This is a genomic window from Streptomyces sp. NPDC001406, assembly GCF_042895285.1.
Taxonomy (GTDB): domain Bacteria; phylum Actinomycetota; class Actinomycetes; order Streptomycetales; family Streptomycetaceae; genus Streptomyces.
Genome location: NZ_JBIAWG010000006.1, coordinates 413,228 through 435,794 on the forward strand (window position 1 = coordinate 413,228; position 22,567 = coordinate 435,794).

Here is a 22,567-nt window from a genome sequence, read left to right on the forward strand (position 1 = left end):
TCAGACTCTGCTGACCGGACTCGTCTATGCGCGCCGTCCGAGTCGGCCAGCCACGGCCCGGGCTCCGGGCCGGGCCGGGTAACGCACCTGCATCAGCAGCCGTTTCACAGGCCAGCCCGCGCCAGCAGGACCGGCAGTGCCTCCGGCTTCACCTTCTGCACCGACCGGACCTGACCGAGTCGCAGGTCCTCCCGCCCCACCGGGTTGCGGTACAGCGCGTCCGTCGCCTCCGGCAGCAAGGTCGCCTCGACCCGGTAGGACAACTCCGGGTCGTCGGGATCGAGGCACGGCTCATCGTCGACCTCGGCCACTGCCGCGACCGCCGACTCCGGGTGGCTGAAGAAGAACCACAGGCGGTCGCCCGGACGCATGCGGTTGCGCCGGCTGAGCCAGAAGTCCAGCTCGGGATCCTCGCGGGCGAGGCGGCGGATGGATTCCATGCCGGAGGGCTCGCCGTCCAGTGTATCCTTGTTCCGATCGAGGATGTAGATCCAGTCGGTCAAGCCTCTGCCGCCTTTCACGCACTGGCCTTCGGACACGCGGTATGGAAAGAGGACGGGCAGTGTTGCGCAATATCACGGCCGTGTGAAGGGTGACTGTCGGCGGCCGGCGGCCAGCGCACTGAGCCGGTCGCCGATCACGGAGACACCAGGGCGAGGTTCGTTCTCGTAGTACCAGGGCTTGCGTCGGCGCAGCAGCGCCTCGCCGTGCTCGCTCCAGGTGAAACCGGGCTTCCGCAGCAGCTTTCGGAACACCGCGTCGACCGCCTCCGGGTGAGCGGCAGCCAGTCGGCGGATCGGCAGTGGCCCGATCGACTCCTCGCGCAGGTACGTGCGCAGCAGGTCCTGATGCTGCCTACGGCCCGCGAGAGCCGGGGTCCCGAAGAGGTCCCGCAGCATCCCATAGTCCGCGTAGAAGTTGAGCCCGTCGACCTGGTCGTAGATGACACCGATGGTGTCCGAGCCCGCCAGTTCCGCCGGCAACTCGAAAAGCGGCAGGTCCAGGCCGGGGCGTCGGCTGTCCCGGGCACGGTCGGGATGTCCGGCGACGGCGGCCTCCTGACGGTGGCGGTAGTAGGCGTTGAGGAGGTCCTCGGCCTCGGCAGGTGGAAGGACCAGTTCGTCGCTGCCGCAGAACTCGACGAACACGGCCCGGTCCTTCCGCATCGCCTGCCATCCCTGCTCGATCTTCTGGGGGTTGCGGAAGACCAGTTCGGGTCGGCTCGTGACCAGTTGGAGAGCGGCTTGGGCGATCTCGGTGGCGCTGGATCTTGGGTAGCTCGACATCGCCCCGGACACCAGCCACGGACCACCCGCCGGATGGACCGGTACCAGGCAGGCATGGAGGAAGCTGCCCTTGGACACTCCGCGGAAGGCCGCCCGCCCGGCATTCGAGTACGTGCGGTACTCCAGGTCGTCGACCAGGTTCAGCAGGACGAGGGCATCCGCTTCCCTGCGCTGGACCTCGAAGATGCCCTCGACCGGGTCACGCCAGCCGAGCAGCATCTCGCGGTCGGCCGCGGTCAAGTCCTTCCGTCCGGCGACGAACCGGTCCACCACGGTCGAGCCGTCCGGCAGGCGGTACCGCAGGATGAAGTGGTCGACGATCCGGATCGCCTCGCCCTCGTCCAGTTGCCGCTCAGGCCCCGCGGCCTCCAGCAGGAGGGGCGTCAACCACCGGTCGAAGCGGGAGCTCTGCCCGAAGGCGACCAGCTGCCGTTTCAACTCGGCACTGTGCTCGATGAGGTCGGTCAGCGACGGATCGCCGGCGCCCTGATGCGTGCCCTGTACGACGTCACCCATGTTCAGCCCTTTCACACAAGCCGGTTCCGCGTGGGTGTGAGGTGCCCGGCCTCAACCGGCCCAGTGACGGTATGCCTCGATCCACTCCGCGCCCTCGGGCGCCGGGCTGGGCAAAGGCAGATCCAGGATTCCGATCGACTGCCGCATGCCGCCGCGAGAGCACAGGGCGGCGATCCTGCCGTCCGGGGTGAGGTCGATGCCGCGAACAGTCACCTCGACACCTAGAACCGCGGTGGTGAAGGGCAGTTCGAGGTGCTCCTCGAGCATGGTGAACAGTCCGGTCAGCTGCTCGTCGTCGTTGTAGGCGTCGACAGTCGCCTCTTCGATCATGGCCTTGAGCTCGGCCGTGTCCAACGCGCTCATGGGGCAACACTAACGATCCTCGGGGTGACACCGGGCGGCTATGACGCCGCCGGTACCCCAACTGCTCAACCTTGCCGTTGGCAGGGGCCGTTGCCGCCGGGCCGGGCATCATGGCCTCCATGACGGACGGGGTGGATGTGCGGGCGGCGACAGGCGAGTTCGCCCGGAAGGCCGTGCCAGAGGTCGAGTCGGCAGCCGAGGGCGAACGGGGGACCTGACCGCGCTGCCGTGAACCCGTTGCCGCGAATGCCGGCTCATGCAGAACCGGACTGGAAAGCCGGCGGGCCAGCCGCCGTCCCTGGCGAACGCCGGTGAGTTTCCCGCGCGTTGGTAGTGGTTCGAGTGCGGGGTGGTTCAGGGCCAGGTCGGTGCGGGGCGGGGAGGCCGGGGCCGGTTCGCCGCCGTAGACCTTGAACGACCAGAGCGAATAGCCGTAGGGAGGTGGCTCGTTCGATGCCGCGCAGGCGGATGTGGCGGCCGGTGACCTCCTGCGGGCAGGTGTGTGCCGTGACGGTACCACCGGTGCCATCGGTCTCGGTGTGGAAGGGGGTCCAGTCGGTGCCGTTGCGGGATGCCTCCAGGACGTACCTCTTGCCGTACGCCGCCTCCCAGTCCAGGACGACCCGGTCGATGCGGATCGTGGTGCCGAGGTTGAGGCGGATCCAGGCGTCGTCCGCGAAGTAGCTGGACCAGCGGGTCGCGCCGTTTCCGTCGAAGGCCAGGTCCGGCGTGGTGCCGCGTTCTCGCTGCCGGAGGCGGTGGCCGCGCGGTCGGTGTAAACAGGGGCGGCGAGCGCCGGGCACGCGCCCAGGAACGCCGGCGTCGTGAGCGCGCTCAGGAGCATGCGTGAGGTGTGGGATGTGGTGGGCGCGGGCTCCACCACTCGCGCCCACCGGGGAACCGCCTCAGGCGGCCTTGCGTGCGCGGCCGCGATGGGCGCGCACGATCTCCGCGTACCGGTGTCCGCTTCCCTTGATCGTGCGGACCTGTGTGCGGTAGTCGACGTGGACGAGGCCGAAGCGCTTGTCGTAGCCGTACGCCCACTCGAAGTTGTCCAGCAGCGACCAGGCGAAGTAGCCGGCCAGCGGGGCTCCCTTGCGGGCCGCCGAGGCGCAGGCCGCCAGGTGGGTCAGCAAGTACTCCTGGCGCTCGGGGTCGTCGACGGTGCCGTCGGGGCGCACCACGTCCGGGTAGGCGGAGCCGTTCTCCGTGACGTAGATCTTCCGGGCTCCGTACTCGTGGGTGAGGCGGAGCAGCAGGGTCTCGATGCCGCTCGCGTCGATCTCCCAGTCCATGCCAGTACGGGAGACGCCGGGGCGGCGCACGGAGCGGACGCGGGGCGCGGGGCCGGTGGGGTCGTCGGCCACGTACGCCGGGAAGTAGTAGTTGAGGCCGAGCCAGTCCAGCGGGGCCGCGATCGTCGCCAAGTCGCCTTCCCGCTCGGGGAGTTCGATGCCGTACACCTCGCGCATGTCGGCCGGGAAGCCACGGCCGTGGACCGGGTCCAGCCACCAGCGGTTGACGTGGCCGTCGTGGCGGCGGGCCGCGGCCTCGTCCTCGGGGCGGTCGGTGGCGGCGAACACCGTGGAGAGGTTGTTGACGATGCCGATCCTGGCGTCCGGGACGGCCGCGCGGATCGCCTGGGTGGCGAGGCCATGGCCGAGGAGGAGGTGGTAGGAGGCGCGGACGGCGGCCGTGAGGTCGGTCAGGCCCGGGGCCATCTTGCCCTCCAGGTGGCCGATCCAGGCCGAGCAGGAGGGCTCGTTGAGGGTCGCCCAGAGCCGCACGCGGTCGCCCAGGCGTTCGGCGACGGCCGAGGCGTACTCGGCGAACGCGAGGGCGGTCGCCCGTTCCGGCCAGCCGCCGCGGTCCTGGAGGGCCTGCGGGAGGTCCCAGTGGTAGAGGGTGACGGAGGGGGTGATGCCCGACGCCAGCAGGCCGTCCACCAACTCGTCGTAGAAGGCGAGGCCCTTGGGGTTCACCGGGCCGTCGCCGCCCGGCATCACCCTCGGCCAGGCGATCGACAACCGGTAGGCGTTCGTGCCGAGTTGACGCATGAGGCCGATGTCCTCGCGCCAGCGGTGATAGTGGTCGCAGGCGACGTCGCCGTGATCGTCGTTGTCGATCTTCCCGGGGGTGTGCGAGAAGGTGTCCCAGATCGACGGGGAGCGGCCGTCCTCGGTGACAGCTCCCTCGATCTGGTACGCCGCTGTGGCCGTGCCCCACAGGAAGTCGTGCGGGAGTGCGGCGAGGTCGATGCGTTCGGACACGTAAGTCCCTTCAAAACGGGGCGGGTTCACTTGACGGCGCCCGCCGTCAGTCCCGCGACGAGATAGCGCTGCAGCAGCAGGAAGCCCGCGACCACGGGCACGCTCACGACCAGCGACGCGGCCATGATCTGGTTCCAGTAGACGTCGTTGAGCGTGGAGTAGCCCTGGAGGCCGACGGCCAGGGTGCGGGTGGTGTCGTTGGTCATGACGGAGGCGAAGAGGACCTCGCCCCAGGCGGTCATGAAGGCGTAGACGGCGACCGCGACGATGCCGGGGATCGCGGCCGGCACGACGATCCGGAAGAGCGCGCCGAGCGGCCCGCAGCCGTCCACCAGCGCCGCCTCGTCCAGGTCCTTCGGCACCGAGTCGAAGTACCCGATCAGCATCCAGATCGAGAACGGCAGGGAGAAGGTGAGGTACGTCAGGATCAGACCGCCGCGCGAGCCGAACAGGGCGATTCCGGTGGCGTTGCCGATGTTGACGTACAGCAGGAACAGCGGGAGCAGGAAGAGGATGCCCGGGAACATCTGCGTCGACAGCACGGTGACCGTGAAGACACGCTTGCCGCGGAAGCTGTAGCGGCTGACGGCGTAGGCGGCGAACACCGCGATCACCACCGAGCAGACGGTCGCCGCGCCCGCCACGATCAGCGAGTTCACGAAGTACTTCGCGAGCGGGACGGTCGACCAGATGTCGATGTACGGGCGGATCGTCAGGTCGCTCGGCAGCCAGCGGAACTTGCCCGTGACGTCCGCGAGCGGCTTCAGCGAGCTGGAGATCATCACATACACCGGCACCAGGACGAAGCCGGTGAGCAGCGTGAGGAAGATCCGCCGGGTCCACAGGAAGGAGCGCGGCGGGGCCATCGGGGAGGCCGACGGGACCCGGGAGCCGGCGGGGCTAGACATCGGCGGCCCTCCGTCCGCGTGAGGTGAGCAGCAGATAGACGCCCGTGACGACGAGCAGGAACAGGAGCAGCAGGACGGACATCGCGGAGCCGGTGCCGAAGTTCCAGGTGACGAAGGACGCTTGGTAGATGTGGACCGAGATGAGGTCCGCGGCTTCGGGGGCGGCCTTGCCGAACAGGACGTACGGCGTGTTGAAGTCGTTGAACGTCCACAGGAACAGGACCAGGATCAGCACCTGGTTGACGGGGCGCAGGGACGGCAGGGTGATGCGGCGGATCTGCTGCCACATTCCGGCGCCGTCCAGCGCGGCCGCCTCGTACAGCTCGCGCGGGATGTTCTGCAGCCCGGCCATCACGATGAGGAAGGCGAACGGCCAGCCCTTCCACACACTCACCACGAGCAGCGCGACGAAGCTGTTGTTGCCGATGAGCCAGAACGACGGCTTGTCGGTGAGGTGCAGTTGGTCGTGCAGGACGTGGTTCACCAGGCCGTTGTCGTGCTGGAACATGAACACCCAGGTGATGACGGCCGCGTAGACGGGCAGCGCGTACGGCACCAGGAAGAGTGCCCGGAGCAGGCCCCGGCCGCGGAACGTGTCCTGCATGCAGACCGCGGCCGTCGTGCCGATCAGCCAGCACAGGCCGACCGACAGCAGGGTGAAGCCGACCGTGACGAGAAAGGAGTGCAGCAGCGCCTCGCCGACGGGGGCGTTGAAGTCCACCGACATCCGGTAGTTGCCGAAGCCGGACCAGGGGGCGCTGCCCCAGTCGCGGATGTAGAACTGGGTGAGCTCCTTGAAGCTCATCACGATGCCGATCACCATCGGCACCAGGTGGACCAGGAGTTCGAGCAGCAGGGCGGGCAGGAGCAGCAGGTACGGCAGTCCCACGCGGCGGATCCGCCCGGGGCGGCGCGAGCCGCGCGCCGCCCCGGGGGAACTCGTGGGGACCGACTCCCTGACGGGGGTGGTGGTCGTCATCGTGCTCACGCCGCCGGCATCTGCTGCTGGGCCTTCTCCAGCTTGGCCTTCACCGAGTCGGTGGTCACCGCGCGTCCGGCGGCGACGTCGGCGAACAACTCCTTGACGGCGGTGCCGACCGCGGTCTCGAACTGCGACTCCGCGGCGACCTGGGGCAGTGCGGCGGCGCTGGTGGCGAGGGTGTTCTTCAGGACGGCGTTCGCGGGGGTGTTGAAGGCGGCGTCCTCCTGGGCGGTCTTGACCGGCGGGATGGAGCTGTAGGCCTTGTTGAGGATCTTCTGCTCCTCGTCGCTGGTCATGAACTTCACGAACTTCGTGGCGCCGTCGAGGTTGTGGCTGTTCTTGAAGACGGAGATGTTGATGCCCGCGACCATCGAGTTGACCTGCGCGCCGCTGCCCGGGGTGCCGGACTGCACGGGGACGGGGGCGACGCCGTAGGCGTCCTCGCTCATGCCCTGCGACTTGAGGTTGGCGGACGCGGACTGCCACAGCAGCATCGCCTGCTTGCCCTTGGCGAAGTCACTGACGGACTGGTTCTGCGCGTACTCGGCGTCTCCGGTCGGGATGACCTTGTCCTTGGCCATGAGGTCGACGTACTGCTTGACCGCGGCGACCACGTTGTCGTTGGTGAAGTCGGGCTTGCCGTCGGCGGTGAAGAAGTCGGCGCCGTGCTGCTTGGCGAAGACGAAGACGTGGTGGATGTTCTCCGAGACGTTCGAACCCTCGGCGCCGAGGACCGACTTGCCCTTGGCGGTTATCTTCTTGCCGTCGGCGACGAGTTCGGCCCAGGTGGCCGGGGGCTTGGAGATGCCCGCGTCGGCGAAGATCTGCTTGTTGTAGTAGAGCGCGTACGCCATCGAGTACAGCGGTACGGCCGCCGGGTCCTTGCCCTCCGCGCCCGTCGAGCCCAGCGCGGAGTCGACGAAGCGGTCCTTGCCGCCGATCTTGCCGAAGTTCTTCGCGTCCCACGGCAGCAGCGCCCCGGTCGCCTGGAGCGAGGCGCTCCAGGTGTTGCCGATGTTCAGCACGTCGGGGCCCTGGCCGGAGGTGGTCGCGGTCAGGATCCGGTTGAGCAGGTCCGACCAGGGCACGACCTCCAGCTTCACCTTGATGCCCGTCTGCTTCTCGAACTTGTCGAGTTCGGGCTGGAGGACCTTCTTGTCGATCGCGATGCTGGCGCCCTGGTTGGAGGCCCAGTAGGTGAGCGTCTTCGGCGAGTCGTTGGACCCACCGCTGCTCGACGAACCGCCTCCGCAGGCCGTGGCCGCCAGGGCGAGAGACATGGTGACGGCGCCTACGGCCGCGGCTCGGATGCTGCGCATGGCTCCTGGTGTCCCCTTCCGGGATTGCCATCATGGCTTAATTTAGGACGTGAGTTAAACCTCGGAACGCTGGTCCGTCAAGGGTTTCGACAGAGCCCGACGAACTGCGGTCACACCCCTTGACGGGTGTGTTCACGCCATGAAGCATTCCCCGGCGAGAGAGCGCTCCCTGTACTCCCCACCGTTCGCTTCCTGAACAAGGAGAGCCGCCCCATGTCTTCCCACTCCCCGGACGGCCCTGCTCCGCAGGGCCACTTCGTCGGCCGCAGAACCGTCCTCGGCGCAGCCGCGGCTGCGGCCTCGACGGTGGCGGGCCTGTCGTCCACCCCGGCAACGGCCGCCCCGGCAACGGCCACGCCGGCAGCAGCCACGCCGGCAGCGGCAATGCCGGTCCCTTCCCGGGCCCGCCCGCACGCCCTGCCCGGCGGCGGTGACCTCGGCCCCAACGTGCTCGTCTTCGACCCGTCGACCCCGGACATCCAGGCCAGGCTGGACGAGGTGTTCCGGCGGCAGGAGTCGGCCCAGTTCGGCACCGGCCGCTATGCGCTGCTGTTCAGGCCCGGCACCTACCACGGGCTCAACGCACAACTCGGCTTCTACACCTCGATCGCGGGCCTCGGCCTGTCCCCCGACGACACGACCATCAACGGGGACGTGACGGTCGACGCGGGCTGGTTCAACGGCAACGCGACGCAGAACTTCTGGCGTTCGGCGGAGAACCTCGCCCTGGTCCCGGCGAACGGCACCAACCGCTGGGCGGTCGCCCAGGCGGCCCCCTTCCGGCGGATGCACGTCCGCGGCGGCCTCAACCTCTCCCCCACCGGCTACGGCTGGGCGAGCGGCGGCTACATCGCCGACAGCCGTATCGACGGCCAGGTGGGGCCGTACTCGCAACAGCAGTGGTACACCCGTGACAGCGCGATCGGCAGCTGGCTCAACGGCGTGTGGAACATGGTGTTCTCCGGGGTCGAGGGCGCCCCGGCGCAGACCTTCCCGAACCCGCCGTACACCATGCTCGACACCACGCCCGTCTCCCGCGAGAAGCCCTTCCTGTACGTCAGCGGCAGCGACCTGCGTGTGTTCCTGCCGGAGAAGCGGACCAACGCCCGCGGTGTCACCTGGGGCAACGGCACGCTGAGGGGTACGTCGCTGCCGCTCTCGCAGTTCTACGTCGCCAAGCCGGGCGTCAGCGCCGCGACCCTCAACCAGGCGCTGGCGCAAGGCCTTCATCTGCTGCTCACTCCGGGCATCTACCATGTGGACCAGCCGATCCAGGTGAACCGCGCGGGTACCGTGGTCCTGGGCCTCGGGTACGCGACGATCGTGCCCGACAACGGCGTCACGGCCCTGAAGGTCGCCGACGTGGACGGCGTCCGGCTGGCCGGCTTCCTGATCGACGCCGGGCCGGTCAACTCCCGCACCCTGCTGGAAGTCGGGCCCACGGGCGCCTCCCGCGACCACTCCGCCAACCCCACCACCGTGCAGGACGTGTTCGTCCGCATCGGCGGCGCGGGCGCGGGCAGGGCCACCACCAGCATGGTGATCAACAACCGGCACACCATCGTCGACCACACCTGGGTGTGGCGCGCCGACCACGGCACCGGCGTCGGCTGGGACACCAACCGGGCCGACTACGGAGTCGTGGTCAACGGCGACGACGTCCTCGCGACCGGCCTGTTCGTCGAGCACTTCAACAAGTACGACGTGCAGTGGTACGGCCGTCGGGGCCGCACGATCTTCTTCCAGAACGAGAAGGCGTACGACGCCCCCAACCAGGCCGCGATCCAGAACGGCTCCGTCAAGGGCTACGCCGCCTACAAGGTCGGCGACGCCGTCACCGCGCACGAGGCATGGGGCCTCGGCAGCTACTGCTACTACAACGTCGACCCCACCATCGTGCAGCACAACGGCTTCGCCGCGCCGAACCGTCCGGGCGTCCGCTTCCACAACGTCCTGGTCGTCTCGCTCGGCGGCAACGGCCAGTACGAACACGTGATCAACGAGACCGGCGCGCCGACCTCGGGTACCTCCACGGTGCCGTCCACGGTCGTGTCGTACCCGTGAGCCGGGGCGGCCCCGCCCGCTGAGGGATGGGGCCGCCGAATCGTTCACCGCACGGGGGTCCCGACACGACGACGTCGCCGGGCACGGTGACGGCGAGCGATGAGCCGTGGCGGCCCCACCCACTGAGGAGCGGGGCCGCCCGTACCGGTTACCGCACGGGCACCCCGGCCGGCGCCGGCGCATAGCCCGTGGGCCGGACCGTGAACGTGCCGCGGCCCTGGGTCCGGCTGCGCAACCGGGTCGCATAGCCGAAGAGTTCGGCCAGCGGCACTGTCGCCGTCACGACCGCCACGCCGGCGCGCGCGGTCGAGCCCGAGACGCGGCCGCGGCGTGCGGCGAGGTCGCCGAGCACTGCGCCGACGGCCTCGTCGGGCACGGTGACCGTGACCTCTGCGACCGGCTCCAGGAGGACCATCGCGCCGGCGCGCAGGGCCTCCCGGAGACCGAGCCGGCCCGCCGTGCGGAAGGCGGTGTCCGAGGAGTCCTTCACATGGGTCGCCCCGTCGGTGAGGGTGACACGCAGCCCGGTCACCGGGTGCCCGCCGAGCGGTCCCTCGACGAGGGCGTCCCGGCAGCCGGCCTCGACCGCGCGGACGTACTCCTGCGGGACCCGCCCGCCGACCACCGTCGAGCGGAACTCGAAGCCCTCGGCCAGCGGTTGGACGTCGAGGACGATGTGGGCGAACTGGCCTGCCCCGCCGTCCTGTTTGACGTGCCGGAAGACCAGTCCGGACACCCCTCGGCCGACCGTCTCGCGGTAACTCACCCTCGGACGCCCAACGTTGACCTCCACGCCGTGGACGCGGCGCAGCTGCTCCGTCGCGACCTCGAGATGCAGTTCGCCCATGCCGGACAGCACCGTCTGGCCGGTCTCGGGATCCGTCCGCACGACCAGCGAGGGGTCCTCCTCGACCAGCCGCGCGAGCGCGGTGGCCAGCCGGTCGGCCCCGGCCGGGCCGCGGGCCTCGACCGCCACCGAGACCACCGGCTCGGCGACACCGGGTGGTTCCAGGACGAGCGGGGCGCCGGGGGCGCACAGGGTCGAGCCGGCGCGGGCGGACTTCAGTCCGACCACGGCGACGATGTCCCCGGCGACCGCCCGGTCGACCGGCGCGTGCCGGTCCGCCCGGACGCGCAGGATCCGCCCGATCCGCTCGGTACGGCGTGCGACCGAGTCCCACACGGCGTCTCCCTTCTCGACCGTTCCCGAATACACCCGCAGATACGTCAGCCGCCCGGTCGGGGCGATGTTCACCTTGAACGCCAGCGCAGCGAACGGCGCCGCCGGGTCGGCGGTCCGCTCCTCCTCCGCGCCCTGGTGCGTGCCCCGTACGGATGGCACGTCCAGCGGCGACGGCAGATAGGCCACGACGGCGTCGAGCAGTGGCTCGATCCCCCGGTTGCGGTAGGCCGAGCCGCAGAGCACCACCACTCCGTCGCCGCTGCGGGTCAGGTCCCGCAGCGCGGAGACGAGGGTCGGCGTGGCGACGGCGGACTCCAGGCAGAATTCCTCCATCGCCGCCGGATGCAGCTCGGCCACCGCCTCCTCCAGCAGCCGGCGCCGCCGCCCGGCCTCCTCTCGCAGCGCCTCCGGCACCGGCCCCTCCGCGGCGTCGCCACCGCCGTCGGACCACACCAGCGACCGCATGCGGAGCAGGTCCACCACACCGGTGAAGCCGTCCTCGGTCCCGATCGGCAACTGCACGACGAGCGGCGCCGGATGGAGCCGCCGTCGGATCGACTCGACGGCCGCGTCCAGGTCGGCGCCCGCGCGGTCCAGCTTGTTGACGAACGCGATACGCGGTACGCCGTGCCGGTCGGCCTGCCGCCACACCGACTCGCTCTGCGGCTCGACCCCCGCGACGGCGTCGAACACGGCGACCGCTCCGTCGAGCACGCGCAGCGAACGCTCGACCTCGTCGGCGAAGTCGACATGGCCGGGGGTGTCGATCAGATTGATCCGGTGCCCGTCCCAGGCGCAGCTCACGGCCGCGGCGAAGATGGTGATGCCACGGTCGCGCTCCTGGGGGTCGAAGTCGGTGACGGTCGTGCCGTCGTGGACCTCACCGCGCTTGTGCGTGGTCCCGGTCGCGAACAGGATCCGCTCGGTGAGGGTGGTCTTGCCGGCGTCGACATGGGCGAGGATGCCCAGATTGCGGACGGCGGTCTGAGAAGTGGTGCGCACGGCCCGGTGCCTTTCGGGAATTGGGCTGGAAAAGGGCGGCGCGATTTCCCGTGCGGACGTCGGACGTCCGGTTCTCTGATCCTCCGTCGACAAGCAGGCGTACGTGCCTGCGTGAATGAGGTCAGTCGTGCGTCACGGGTGTCCGGTACCGGCCGCGCAGCGGGCACCGGGCGGACGAGGACACGAGGATCACCTCGTACCGGGCGCGGGGAACGGCGACAGCGGTGCGGTCACGCACGGCCCTGCTCCCCTCACTCGTCCCACTGGTCGTCACGGCACACGGCGCACGGCTAGATGACGGCGGCGTGCGGTGTGTCCGTGGCGAGTGTAGGAAGGCCGACACGATCCGGTCACCCGGTTTTCCGACCGGCCGAACCCTGGTCCCGACGCCATGAGTCGACCGCTGCTGGAGTGCCGGTGGAAATGGAGTTCGGCCCGCCGGAGGGCCGTTGACATGCTTCGGAATAGCCGCCGAGAATATGGCGAACAAGGGGTGACCACCCCGGAAACAAAGGCGAACGGGATGGGCGGCATTCATGCCTGTGAGCAACGTCGTCTCCTTGGCCACGACCGGTGTCGTCGCCGACGCCGACGCGCTCCTGGCCGACCGGGACGTCCTTTATTCCGGAGCGGCGTGGGCCACCGGACTCGGCGATCCCATGGATCTGCGAAACCTTCCGGACGGCGATGGAATGGCCGCCTGCCTGAGGCGTTGCGCCATCGACCGGAAACTCGGCGGCGCGGACCCGGGGAGCCGGGCACTACGGGCGTGGCGGACGTACGACTCCACCGCGCTGCCTGTCCACGCGGCACCGGCGCTGCGGATTTACGTGCGGGACTGGATCACCGATTCCACGGCAGCCGTGTTCGAGAGGCATTTCGTCTCGGTCATGACGGAACAGGGAATCGGGGAACACGCCCGGCCGTTCCGGGTCACGGCGGATGACGAAATACGGATTTCGCGGGCGGTACTGCTGCTCCGGGATCTCCTGCCGGAAATCGCGGACAGCGTCCTGCCGTTCGTGCACCAGATCATCGTACTCGACTCGCCCATTCCGAGCCTGTATCTGACCCAGGTACCCGAGACCGTATTCATCTCCACTGCCACACTCCACGGGGACACGCTCGGTCTCGCGGACGCCCTGCTCCACGAATCGCTGCACGAGAAAATGGCCGTACTGCGCCTGACCCGCCGGCTCGTACGGCCCGGTTACACCGACGAACGCAGCGCGCGCGTACTGCTTCCATGGAGTCTCGACCAGGCGGCACCGAGGTGGTTCACCGCGGGCCGCGTCATCTCCGCGGCGCACGTCTACACCCATCTCGCGGTGCTCCACACGACCGCGCTGCGGCAAGGGCAGCCGGACAAGACCGGCTGTGACCCACGGACCGTGCGGCAGAGGCTGGCCACAGCCGTGGAACGCGGCGGGTTTCTGCTCGGCTCACTCGAACTCGACAGTGTGCGCCGGGAGTTCGGGCCGGACGGACTGCTGCTGCACCGGGAGCTGACACGGATGCTGGCCGCGGTCCGCGACGAACTGCCCGCGAGTCTCGTCGGCACGCTCACCACCTGGCACGCCACACCACAGCGCGAGGTGCACACGTGAACTACAGGCTTGCGAAGGGCATTCAGTACCGGCCGTTGAGCATCAAGGGCCGGTTCCTCGCCTTCACCACCACGCCTCCCACGGTGCTGCAGATCGACGCCGGTTCGGTGTTGCTGCTGAAGCTGTTCGAGCGTGGCCTGACCGGCGACGAACTCGTCGCACGCTACGCGGAGTTGCGCAAGAAGAGCGACGCGGACGCACGCAAGGAACTCGCCCGCCGGGCCGACGGCCTGGCCGGAGCGGGACTTCTCGAAGAGCTTCCCGCCCGACCGTAGGCCCCCACACGGTCGGGACGGGAGATCCCCGCACGGGAGGAGGTGTGACCCATGGGTTCCGAAGACAAGTCCAGGATCGACGTCGAGCAACTGGCCGAGCTGGCCGCGGACGCCGAGGACGACGGCAGCTCCACCAGCCCCGTAATCCCCGAGATACAGGCGCAGGCGCAGTACCCAGCGGTCAGCTGAGCCGGCACCGCCCGGACACCGCGGGCCGAAGAGCCCCGGCGGTCCGCAGCCGTACTCGTGGTGGCGCCCGGCCGCGGCGCCACCACGGGCGGCGGCACCGGATTCCGCGTACGGGCGAACGGGAGAACGGGCGAACGGCCCCGGATTCCCGCACGCGTCGCTCGGCCACCACCCGGCCCATCCACACCCACCAGGCTTCCTCCACGAGGGAGGGACAGGACATGTCCAAGGCACGGCACCTTCTCGGCACCGGCCCCTTCGGGGCAGCGGCGGGCATCCACGCCGACATGGCGACCTTCTCGGAGATCGCGTCCGAACTGCTGCACGCGCACACGGGGCTCCGTCCCCCGAGCCCTGCTCAGGATGCCGCGCTCATCGAGCACAGCGTCGCACGCGCGACGACGCTCGACTCCTTCCGTGCCCTGCACGGCCGCAAGGACCCCGCCGAGGCCGCCCGCATCCTGCGGCGAGGCGCCCAGCTGTTCGCCTCCGCCGCACCGCAGACCCAGCTCGCGGTGCCCGGTCACGCCTACGCCCTCGCCACCGACTGGTCGGGCGTCGAGGCCGGCCGGGCGCTCAGGACGGTGATCAGCGAGGATCTGGCGGTGCCGCACAGCTATGTGGCCGCGACGCCGCGACACGTCCGGGCCGTCGGAAACGGCCTGCGGCTCATCAAGGCGGCCGTCGGCGAGTTCGGCGCCTCGATCGTCTCCTCCGTACGGGGCGCGGTGCTGATCGAGGACAGCATCATCGAGTCCGCGTTCATCGTTCCGGCGCCGTTCGTGTCCGTCCTCAACACCCAGGTGCTCGCCAGTCCGCTCAAGACGGCGGACGCCGTGCTCCACGAGGCCGCGCACCAGAAGTTCTACGACCTGCTGGTCTGCCGGCGGCTCGTCAACCCCGACTACGACTACCTGGGCGGCGCGCTGTTCGGCATCCCGTGGAACCCGGTGGCGGGCGAACGCCGCCGGATGGACTGTCTGCGCGTCCTGTCCACGATCCATGTGTACGTGCATCTGCTGGAGTTGCTGCTGAGCGTGTGGGTAGGCTCCCTGGCCGACCGGGACGAATGCGACGGCATGCTCACCGAGTACTGGCAGCGGGCCCGGTTCTTCGACGCGGCGGTGCGCAGCGACGTGGTGCGTTCGGCTCTCGGACCTGACGCGCGGGCGATGGTCGACTGGCTCGCCACGATCATGGACACCCACCGGGAGACCCTGGCGGCGGCCGGACGGGACGCGGACGGCCCGTACACGGCGGACGCGCTCGAACAGGTCCATCGGCTGGAGGCGGAAGCCGCCCTCGTATGACTCAAGGCCGTCGTTGACACAGGCCGTCGTATGACATCCGTCCCCGCAAACAGCGACTTGGTTGTTCGGCCTGTTCTCGCGGATTCTGAAGAAGTTCCCGGACATTCCCGTTCGGTCCTATTTCTCCGGTCTCGCGTTGGCCCGGCATTTTCCGGACATTCATCTGACCGGAACCGACAACTCGGGAGCCACGGTGAAGCCCTTTCCGGAGCGCCATGCCGGACTGACGCGATTCGTCAAGGGGAACCTCCTCGACTCCCGCATCTGGCCGAAAAGCGCGGTCGACGTGGTGCTGTTGGGCAACTCGACGCTCAACTCCTTCACGTCCGCGCCCGATACGCGGGAAGTCGTCCGCAACCTGCGGGGTTGGAGGACCGGTGGGGCGGCCGGCAGCCGGTCCGGCACGGGATCGACTTCGCCGCGGAGTCCCGGAAGTTGCGCCACAGCTGCTTCGTCGAGGCGCGTGAGGGGGATGCCCCTGCCTTCCCTCGCGTTCCGGGGGATTCATGAAGAGCGCCTGTGGACCTCTCGTGAAGTTCGGGCAATGGCCGAGAAACCGGGACTCGCATACGAGGGTCGCAACACCATGGAAGTCACGGGCGGTGGTGCGTCGGTTGGCCGGTGGACGCCCTTCTGCATTGCGCGCAGGCCTAATCTGTTCCCGCAGCAGCTTGATGTGAACGCGGCAAGCGAATGGATTGGACTCGATTGGACACGCAGAAGACGCGGAAGACGACGTTCGCCCCGCTGCGCCGGAGCATGCTGGTCCCCGCTCCCGCCCTGGTTCTGATCGCGGGCACTCTCTTCTCACGCGTCGGCGACTCGTTCGCCTCCCTCGGCATGGTGCTGGACGCGGCGAACAAGGACTTCCGCTTCGGCGTGACGGAGGTCTTCCTCGCCGAGCTCGTGCCCACGGTGATCGGCGCGCCCTTCATCGGGTCGCTGGTGGACCGGGTCAGCGCGCGGTCCGTGTGCCTGTGGGCGCTGGTGGTCCAGGCACTGTCCCTCGGCGGAGCCGCCGCGGTGGACGCCTTCCATCTGCGCGTGGGACTGATCGCGGTGTCGGGTCTGGCCGGGGTGGCCTCGGTGGCCGCGGGCTTCAAGATGCTCCCCGTCATCGCGGGCGAGGAGCACACGGGCCGGGCGAACAGTCTGCTCACCGCGGGGCTCTCGATGGCGGGGCTGATCGGTCCCGCGCTGGCGGGCCTGCTGCACTCCGTGTGGGGCACCGCGTTCCTGCTCGGCGCCGACGGCGTCTCGTTCCTGGTGCTCGCCTGGTGCACCGCGCTCGCCGTCCCTCGCTCGGTGGACGTGGCCATCGGCCGCAGGCCCGCCACGAAGCTGTCGGACGGATATCGGGCGCTGCGGCACGCGCCGGTTGTCGGCGCGCTCATCCCCACACTGGCGGCGGCGATGCTGGCCACCAGCATCGAGGGCGTCGCGGGCGTCTACTACTTGCGTGACGTGGCGGACGGCAACGACAGCGTCTTCGGTCTCTTCCTGGCGACCTGGGCACTGGGCAGCATCCCCGGCGCGCTGCTCGCGGGCCGTGCGGGATGGTCGCAACGGCACACCGCGCTCATCCTGGGCGGGGTGCTCGGCATCTCCGTCGGGCTGGTGCTCGCCGGCGCGCTGCCCATGGCCCCGGTGATCTTCCCACTGTTCCTGCTCGCGGGCTTCGGCAACGGCGTGTGCAACGTGGGTCTGCGCAACGCGGTGCACACCAATGTCCCCGCCGAGGTGCACGGCAGCGCCTGGGCCTGCTACCAGGCCCTGTCCCGGTGCTGCATCGGCCTCGGCTATGCGCTGGGCACCCCCAACAGTCTCGTCTCCAGCCGCGGCCAGGTGATCGTCTCCGGCGCGATCCCGCTGGCCTTCGTGGTGTGGGAGATGCTGCGCTCGCTCCGCCGCCGGCAGTCGGCGGTGGGAGAGGTCTCCGGCTGACGCACCGACCGGCGCCGCCGCAGTCATCCTCCAGCAGAGGATGCTGCCGCAGCCGGCCAACGACTCCGGCGTCGCACCGTCCCACCACGTGCCGACACCGGGCACGCACCCGAACGGCTGGGCGTGGAATCCGCCACAATTTACCCCTTTAAGGATGGATGAATGCATAAATGGAGTCCTTGGAGCAGGTTGCCCTCCTCCGGTGACCGGCTCCACGGATTCAACGACCAGTGGCATGGGAGAAGCGTTTGATCACGGTACGTAAGCGACGCACCGGGCTGATGGCTACGGCCGGCGTATTCGGCGGCGTACTCGCAGTCACGGCCCTAGGCGGTACCAGCCACGCTGCCACCAGCGACAACGGCCCCGGAACCGACCCGAAACCGCAGGTGCAGGCGCAGTCACCGACGCCGACGCCGACGCCGACGCCGACGGATCAGACGGGCGCCCAGGACGCTTCCGACGCCCGAATAAAGATCACGCCCGGGGAAGGCGCCTACAACGTCGGGATCAACGCCCCCGTCACGGTCACCGTCAGCAACGGCAAGCTCACCAAGGTGACCATGACCGCCGTCGCGACCGGTACCGAGATTCCGGGCACCCTGTCCGCGGACGGCACGTCCTGGAAGCCGGACGGCCGACTGGAGAAGGCCACCAAATACCAGGTCGCGGCGGAGGCCGAGGACGCCCAGGGCCGATCCGCCACCGGGAGCGCCACGATCACCACGATCTCCCCGGCCAACAACTTCATCGGGCACCTCTCCCCCGAGAACGGCTCGACCGTCGGCGTGGGCATGCCGGTGACGGTCAACTTCGGCAAGGCGATCAGCAACAAGGCCGCCGTGGAGTCGAAGGTCCAGGTCAGCTCCAGCAGCGGCCAGCAGGTCGTCGGTCACTGGTTCAACGACCACCGCCTGGACTTCCGCCCCATGGACTACTGGCAGCCCGGCTCCACCGTCACCGTCAAGCTCAACGCCTACGGCATCCAGAAGACGGTCACCTTCAAGATCGGCCGGAGCCAGATCAGCACCGTAGACGCCGAGACGAAGCAGATGACCGTCGTGCGGGACGGCATGACGATCAAGACCATCCCGATCTCGTCCGGCAGCCCCGAACACCCGACGTACAACGGTCAGATGGTCATCTCCGAGAAGTTCAGGCAGATCCACATGAACGGTGCGACCGTCGGCCTCACGGAGAAGGACGGCAAGCCCTCGTACGACATCAAGGCCGTACCGCACGCCATGCGCCTGACCGCCTCGGGCACGTTCATCCACGGCAACTACTGGGGTGCCGACTCGGTCTTCGGCAAGGTCAACACCAGCCACGGCTGCGTGGGCCTGAAGGACGTCGTGGGCGGCGGCGACGCCAAGAAGCCCGCCGCCTGGTTCTTCGACAACTCGATGATCGGTGACGTAGTGATCGTCAAGAACTCCGCGGACAAGACCACGCTGGCCCCGGACAACGGCCTCAGCGACTGGAACGTGCCGTGGCGCGAGTGGATCTCGGGCAGCGCGACCGGCTGACGCAGGTCACACCACGCGTACGGGACGGGAGCTGGGTGCGTTCCGTACCGAGGCCACATAGCCTCTGCATGCCCGCACAGCCGTCGGGCAGTTCAAGGACAGGGGTGCTCATGCGGCAGACGATCGCCAGGTTGAGAGATGTGGCCTGGGTGTTGGCACCCTTCGGGTTGGCCATCCTGGTAGGGGCCATCGCGTACACCCTCGCGAACTACAAGTTGGTCACGGTCATGGGTGACTCGATGAGGCCCACATTCCGCCCGGGTGACCGACTGTTGATCGAACAGATCGACGCGACCGAGATACGTCGAGGTGATGTCGTACTCATCGATTCACCCGAGCGCTATGTAGCCGAACCGGTGCTGCGACGGGTCATCGGGATGGGCGGCGATCATGTGGTGGGGGCCGGGAACCGGGTCACGGTGAACGGAAAGCCACTCGACGAGCCGTACGTGACGGACGCCGACGAGGACCTGGCGGTCGACCCGTACGACGTGAAGGTCCCGGAGGGGCGGTTGTTCGTGCTCGGCGACCACCGTGCGAACTCCAACGACTCGCGATACCACCTCAGTGAGCAGTCAGGCAGTTTCGCGGCCTCCGGGGTACAGGGGCGAGTAATGGAGGACTCCGCCCCGCCAACAGTGCCGGTGACAATCGGAAGCCTCGGGATTGCGCTGACGCTGCTCGGCATCGGAGGGTACGTGGCCAGACGACGCGCCCAGAGATCGCTTCCGCCCGCCGCACCATGGCTCGTGGGCTGAGGAGGATGACGGCCGGTGCTCATCCCCGACGGTGTCCTAACGGAGTGGATCTTCGTCGGCAGTCCGGGCCAGCGGCTCCCGGGCCTCATGGATGGGAGGATGGGCCGGATGCAGACGATACGGTTGTGGTCGCCCAAGGACGGCTCCACCTCGGGAGCCAGACGTGAGTCTTGCCCTGCATGGCCGAGCCGCAGGGTGTGAGGGCTTCCGGCACCGGGACGTCGGCGATCACGGAGGTCGGCGGCGTGGAGACCGAGCGCCGAGGCGAGGCCGTCGAGCTGCGAAGCCGACGGCAGGGTGCCCGATACCACCGCGCGGAGTTCGGTCTCCGGAACGCCGCAGGCCGACAGGCTCTCGTCCGCATGCCAACCGCGGGAGGCGCCCTCCTACTTGCCGCTCACGTAATGGATCTCAGAGATCCGCCGGCCGTTCGACAATTCATCTCCAATATGACGACCATCTGCACCTCCAGCTGCGCACAGCGGAACGTCGGCTCCCCTCGTTCCCATGCTCCGTGCTGCCGCGTAGGGCACTCGCCTGATCAACCGCGGGAGCCGGCATTTGACCGGACCTCTCCTCTCGGCATCCACTGCGAGCCTTTGCCTGTTCTTGATCTCGCCCATACTTTCCGCAGACCCGCCTTCCTTAGCCTCGCGCTTTCACGAGGCGATGTTCTGATTGCTGTCCGTAGTGCCGGAGGCGCCCTGTGACCTGGGACGACAGGGCTGGTCCAGGGCCGCGCGGCCAGGGGGCGGCAGCTCTCTCTGGGTGAGCCTTCACAGGTTACGATCACGGCGCTGTCCCCTGGCTGTTCACCATCAGGGGCACGGAAAGCGACCTGAGGAAGGACGCCATGGCTGTCGAGGCTTTCACCGATCTGTCCACGCCGCTGGTGGCCGACGCCTGCCTGCGCGTAGGCGTACCGCTACGAGTGGCACCTCCCGGCATCAGTTCGGTGGCCCCTGGTGGCCGTGTCTCCGGGCAGGTGCTGCCTGTCCGGCACTCCGGCAGCGCGGACGTGTTCCTCGAAGCGTTCACCGAGGTGCCGGATGGCGCCGTGCTGGTCATCGACAACGGTGGTCGAACCGACGAGGCGTGCATCGGCGACCTGGTGGTACTTGAGGCCGAGGCGGCTGGTCTTTCGGGTCTCGTGGTGTGGGGGCAGCACCGCGACACGCCTGAGCTGGTGGAGATCGGGCTGCCGGTGTTCAGCTACGGCAGCTGGCCGGCCGGGCCGGTCCGCCTTGACGAACGGGAACCCGAGGCACTTCGGACCGCGCGTGTCAGCCCTCACCTTGTCAGCGGTCAGGACGTGGTCTTTGGCGATGAGGACGGCGTGCTGTTCGTGGCCGCCGAACGCGCCGAAGAGGTCCTGGCCACCGCCCGCTCGATCTGGGAGACCGAGCGCGAGCAGGCTGCCCAGATCCGTAAGGGCCGGACCCTGCGTGATCAGACCTCCTTCGCCGACTTCCTCGCACGGCGCGCCGTCGACCCGTCATACACGTTCCGGCAGCATCTGCGCCGGGTGGGCGGAGCGATCGAGGAATAGCAAGCGCATCAGGCCGAGTTCATGAGGTGCCCCGAACGTTGGAGGGTGCCTCTGAACTGGGACGATAGGACTGGTCTAGGGTCCAGTCGCCGCAGCGAAAGAAGCACTCTCCCGGTGAGGAAGCACAACGGGTTGTATCCGCGTGTCCGCGTCCGTGGCGACGGTGAGGGTACGGTCTCGCAGGCGGGCGGAGTACTGCTGGTGGAGACCGCCCGCCGGACTGGATTGGATACCGCGCTCTCGGCGACGCTCGCGCCGTGGCGTAAGCCGAGGGCGGTGCACGATTCGGGCAAGATCCTGCTGGACGTGGCCCTCGCGGTCGCGCTGGGCGGGGACTGCCTCGCGGATGTCGGGCTGCTGCGGGCCGAGCCGGTCGTGTTCGGGCCGGTCGCCTCGGACCCGACGGTCTCCCGCCTCATCGACACCCTCGCCACGGCCGGGCCGAGGGCCCTGGCCGCGATCCGCTCGGCGCGGGGCGAAGTGCGTGACCGCGTCTGGAAGCTGGCCGGTCCATCGGCGCCGAACGCGGGCGGGCAGGTGATCGTGGACCTGGACGGAGTGCTCGTGCTGGCCCACTCCGACAAGCAGGACGCCACCGCGACCTGGAAGAAGACCTTCGGGCATCACCCCCTGATGGGATTCGTCGACCACGGCAGTGGCGGAAGCGGGGAACCGGTCGCCGACCTGCTGCGGCCCGGGAACGCGGGCAGCAACACCGCCGCCGAGGTTCCCGACTGACCCTGTCCTGGGACAGCAAGGTTGACGGCGGCATCCGTGTCGCCGACCCCGACGCGGGCCTGACGTATGTCTTCCACAGCCCCGTCGCGGCTGCCGGTGACACCGCCGTCGATCTGCCTCTGCAGTACATCCAGGACCGCAACGGCAACCGGATCACCATCGAGTACGAGGAGGGTGACGTCCCTGGAGCGGTGGTCCACTCCGGCGGCTACCGGATCGCCCTCGACCACGATCACGCGCGCTCCCGCATCACGGGCCTGCGCCTGATCGACCCCGCCCACCCGGACCGGCCCGGCACCACGCTGCTCACCTTCGCGTACGACGAGCACGGTCACCTGTCCGAGGAGTTCAACTCCTCGGGGCTGCCGATGCGTTACACCTATGACGTCGACGGGCGCATCACGTCGTGGACCGACCGGAACGGCACCAACTACTGGTACGAGTACGACGACCAGGGGCGCGTCATTGCCACCGGTGGTACGGGCAACGCGCTCGCGTCCACCCTCACTTCGCACCAAGGCAGCCCAAGTGCAGCCCTCATGGCCTTCCCAACCCCTGCAGCCTCTGCCCCAGTGACGTCACCAAAACTCATCGCAGTTGATCTAGCGAAGGCCCCCAGAACGCGTCGGTCACCTGGGGCGGAGTAAGACCTTCGTACGCCTCGCCAGACCGCGGGCCGGCGAACGCTTTCGTTCCGGAGACGCCCGGGCCGGGGGCAGAAGCAGAAGTCGGCTTCGGGGAGGAATGCGCCTGACCGACGAACCCATCCAGGGCATCC

At 69.0% G+C, this 22,567-nt stretch carries 18 protein-coding genes and 2 pseudogenes; 11 read left to right on the forward strand and 9 right to left on the reverse strand.

Going from position 1 to position 22,567, the window contains the following annotated elements; genetic code table 11:
• Positions 1-104 precede the first annotated feature (104 nt).
• From ACFY1J_RS17300 to ACFY1J_RS17335, 8 genes and pseudogenes are all read right to left on the reverse strand, one after another.
• Positions 105-503 carry a hypothetical protein gene (locus ACFY1J_RS17300; RefSeq protein WP_390731448.1) on the reverse strand — a complete coding sequence of 133 codons (399 nt, stop codon included), beginning with the start codon at positions 501-503 and terminating at the stop codon, positions 105-107.
• Positions 504-575: 72 nt separating this feature from the next.
• A complete protein-coding gene (locus tag ACFY1J_RS17305) occupies positions 576-1,802 on the reverse strand; it encodes a hypothetical protein (RefSeq protein ID WP_390731449.1) in 1,227 nt (408 codons plus the stop codon).
• A gap of 51 nt (positions 1,803-1,853) precedes the next feature.
• The gene (locus ACFY1J_RS17310) at positions 1,854-2,165 is read right to left on the reverse strand and encodes a hypothetical protein (protein WP_390731450.1); all 312 of its coding nucleotides are present in this window, start codon (positions 2,163-2,165) and stop codon (positions 1,854-1,856) included.
• 279 nt (positions 2,166-2,444) lie between these two features.
• Positions 2,445-3,009, reverse strand: a pseudogene (locus ACFY1J_RS17315) (discoidin domain-containing protein); the annotation flags it as partial.
• A gap of 61 nt (positions 3,010-3,070) precedes the next feature.
• A complete protein-coding gene (locus ACFY1J_RS17320; protein WP_390731451.1) occupies positions 3,071-4,435 on the reverse strand; it encodes a GH1 family beta-glucosidase in 1,365 nt (454 codons plus the stop codon).
• Between the two features lie 26 nt (positions 4,436-4,461).
• Positions 4,462-5,301, reverse strand: coding sequence for a carbohydrate ABC transporter permease (locus ACFY1J_RS17325; protein ID WP_390706225.1), 840 nt, complete (start codon positions 5,299-5,301; stop codon positions 4,462-4,464).
• A gap of 34 nt (positions 5,302-5,335) precedes the next feature.
• Positions 5,336-6,322: a carbohydrate ABC transporter permease gene (locus tag ACFY1J_RS17330; protein ID WP_390731500.1), complete on the reverse strand. Its 987-nt coding sequence runs from the start codon at positions 6,320-6,322 to the stop codon at positions 5,336-5,338.
• A 5-nt stretch (positions 6,323-6,327) separates the two neighbouring features.
• Positions 6,328-7,644: an ABC transporter substrate-binding protein gene (locus tag ACFY1J_RS17335; RefSeq protein ID WP_390731452.1), complete on the reverse strand. Its 1,317-nt coding sequence runs from the start codon at positions 7,642-7,644 to the stop codon at positions 6,328-6,330.
• A gap of 213 nt (positions 7,645-7,857) precedes the next feature.
• On the opposite strand from ACFY1J_RS17335, the gene ACFY1J_RS17340 reads away from it, so the two are divergent.
• Positions 7,858-9,708: a coagulation factor 5/8 type domain-containing protein gene (locus ACFY1J_RS17340; protein ID WP_390731453.1), complete on the forward strand. Its 1,851-nt coding sequence runs from the start codon at positions 7,858-7,860 to the stop codon at positions 9,706-9,708.
• Between the two features lie 148 nt (positions 9,709-9,856).
• Here the strand turns inward: ACFY1J_RS17340 and fusA are convergent, their stop codons facing one another.
• On the reverse strand, positions 9,857-11,893 hold the full coding sequence (gene fusA / locus ACFY1J_RS17345) for an elongation factor G (protein WP_390731454.1): 2,037 nt from the start codon (positions 11,891-11,893) through the stop codon (positions 9,857-9,859).
• 536 nt (positions 11,894-12,429) lie between these two features.
• Here fusA and ACFY1J_RS17350 point away from each other — a divergent pair.
• The 10 genes and pseudogenes from ACFY1J_RS17350 to ACFY1J_RS17395 all read left to right on the forward strand — a co-directional run bounded on the left by ACFY1J_RS17350 (position 12,430) and on the right by ACFY1J_RS17395 (position 22,436).
• Entirely contained in the window at positions 12,430-13,500 is a 1,071-nt protein-coding gene (locus ACFY1J_RS17350) for a hypothetical protein (RefSeq protein ID WP_390731455.1), read from the forward strand.
• A complete protein-coding gene (locus ACFY1J_RS17355) occupies positions 13,497-13,775 on the forward strand; it encodes a hypothetical protein (protein WP_390705414.1) in 279 nt (92 codons plus the stop codon). Before ACFY1J_RS17350 ends, ACFY1J_RS17355 begins: the two co-directional genes overlap by 4 nt.
• Before the next feature lie 51 nt (positions 13,776-13,826).
• Positions 13,827-13,964, forward strand: coding sequence for a hypothetical protein (locus ACFY1J_RS17360; RefSeq protein ID WP_363294854.1), 138 nt, complete (start codon positions 13,827-13,829; stop codon positions 13,962-13,964).
• Positions 13,965-14,185: 221 nt separating this feature from the next.
• Positions 14,186-15,274, forward strand: a complete 1,089-nt coding sequence (locus ACFY1J_RS17365) for an aKG-HExxH-type peptide beta-hydroxylase (RefSeq protein ID WP_390705413.1) — start codon at positions 14,186-14,188, stop codon at positions 15,272-15,274.
• Between the two features lie 708 nt (positions 15,275-15,982).
• The gene (locus ACFY1J_RS17370; RefSeq protein ID WP_390705412.1) at positions 15,983-17,218 is read left to right on the forward strand and encodes an MFS transporter; all 1,236 of its coding nucleotides are present in this window, start codon (positions 15,983-15,985) and stop codon (positions 17,216-17,218) included.
• 248 nt (positions 17,219-17,466) lie between these two features.
• On the forward strand, positions 17,467-18,744 hold the full coding sequence (locus tag ACFY1J_RS17375) for an Ig-like domain-containing protein (RefSeq protein ID WP_390731456.1): 1,278 nt from the start codon (positions 17,467-17,469) through the stop codon (positions 18,742-18,744).
• 110 nt (positions 18,745-18,854) lie between these two features.
• A complete protein-coding gene (lepB, locus tag ACFY1J_RS17380; protein WP_390731457.1) occupies positions 18,855-19,502 on the forward strand; it encodes a signal peptidase I in 648 nt (215 codons plus the stop codon).
• Between the two features lie 853 nt (positions 19,503-20,355).
• Positions 20,356-21,051 carry an RraA family protein gene (locus ACFY1J_RS17385; protein WP_390705409.1) on the forward strand — a complete coding sequence of 232 codons (696 nt, stop codon included), beginning with the start codon at positions 20,356-20,358 and terminating at the stop codon, positions 21,049-21,051.
• 114 nt (positions 21,052-21,165) lie between these two features.
• A pseudogene (locus ACFY1J_RS17390) lies at positions 21,166-21,777 on the forward strand (transposase); the annotation flags it as partial.
• Positions 21,778-21,980: 203 nt separating this feature from the next.
• Positions 21,981-22,436 carry an RHS repeat domain-containing protein gene (locus ACFY1J_RS17395; RefSeq protein ID WP_390731458.1) on the forward strand — a complete coding sequence of 152 codons (456 nt, stop codon included), beginning with the start codon at positions 21,981-21,983 and terminating at the stop codon, positions 22,434-22,436.
• Positions 22,437-22,567 lie beyond the last annotated feature (131 nt).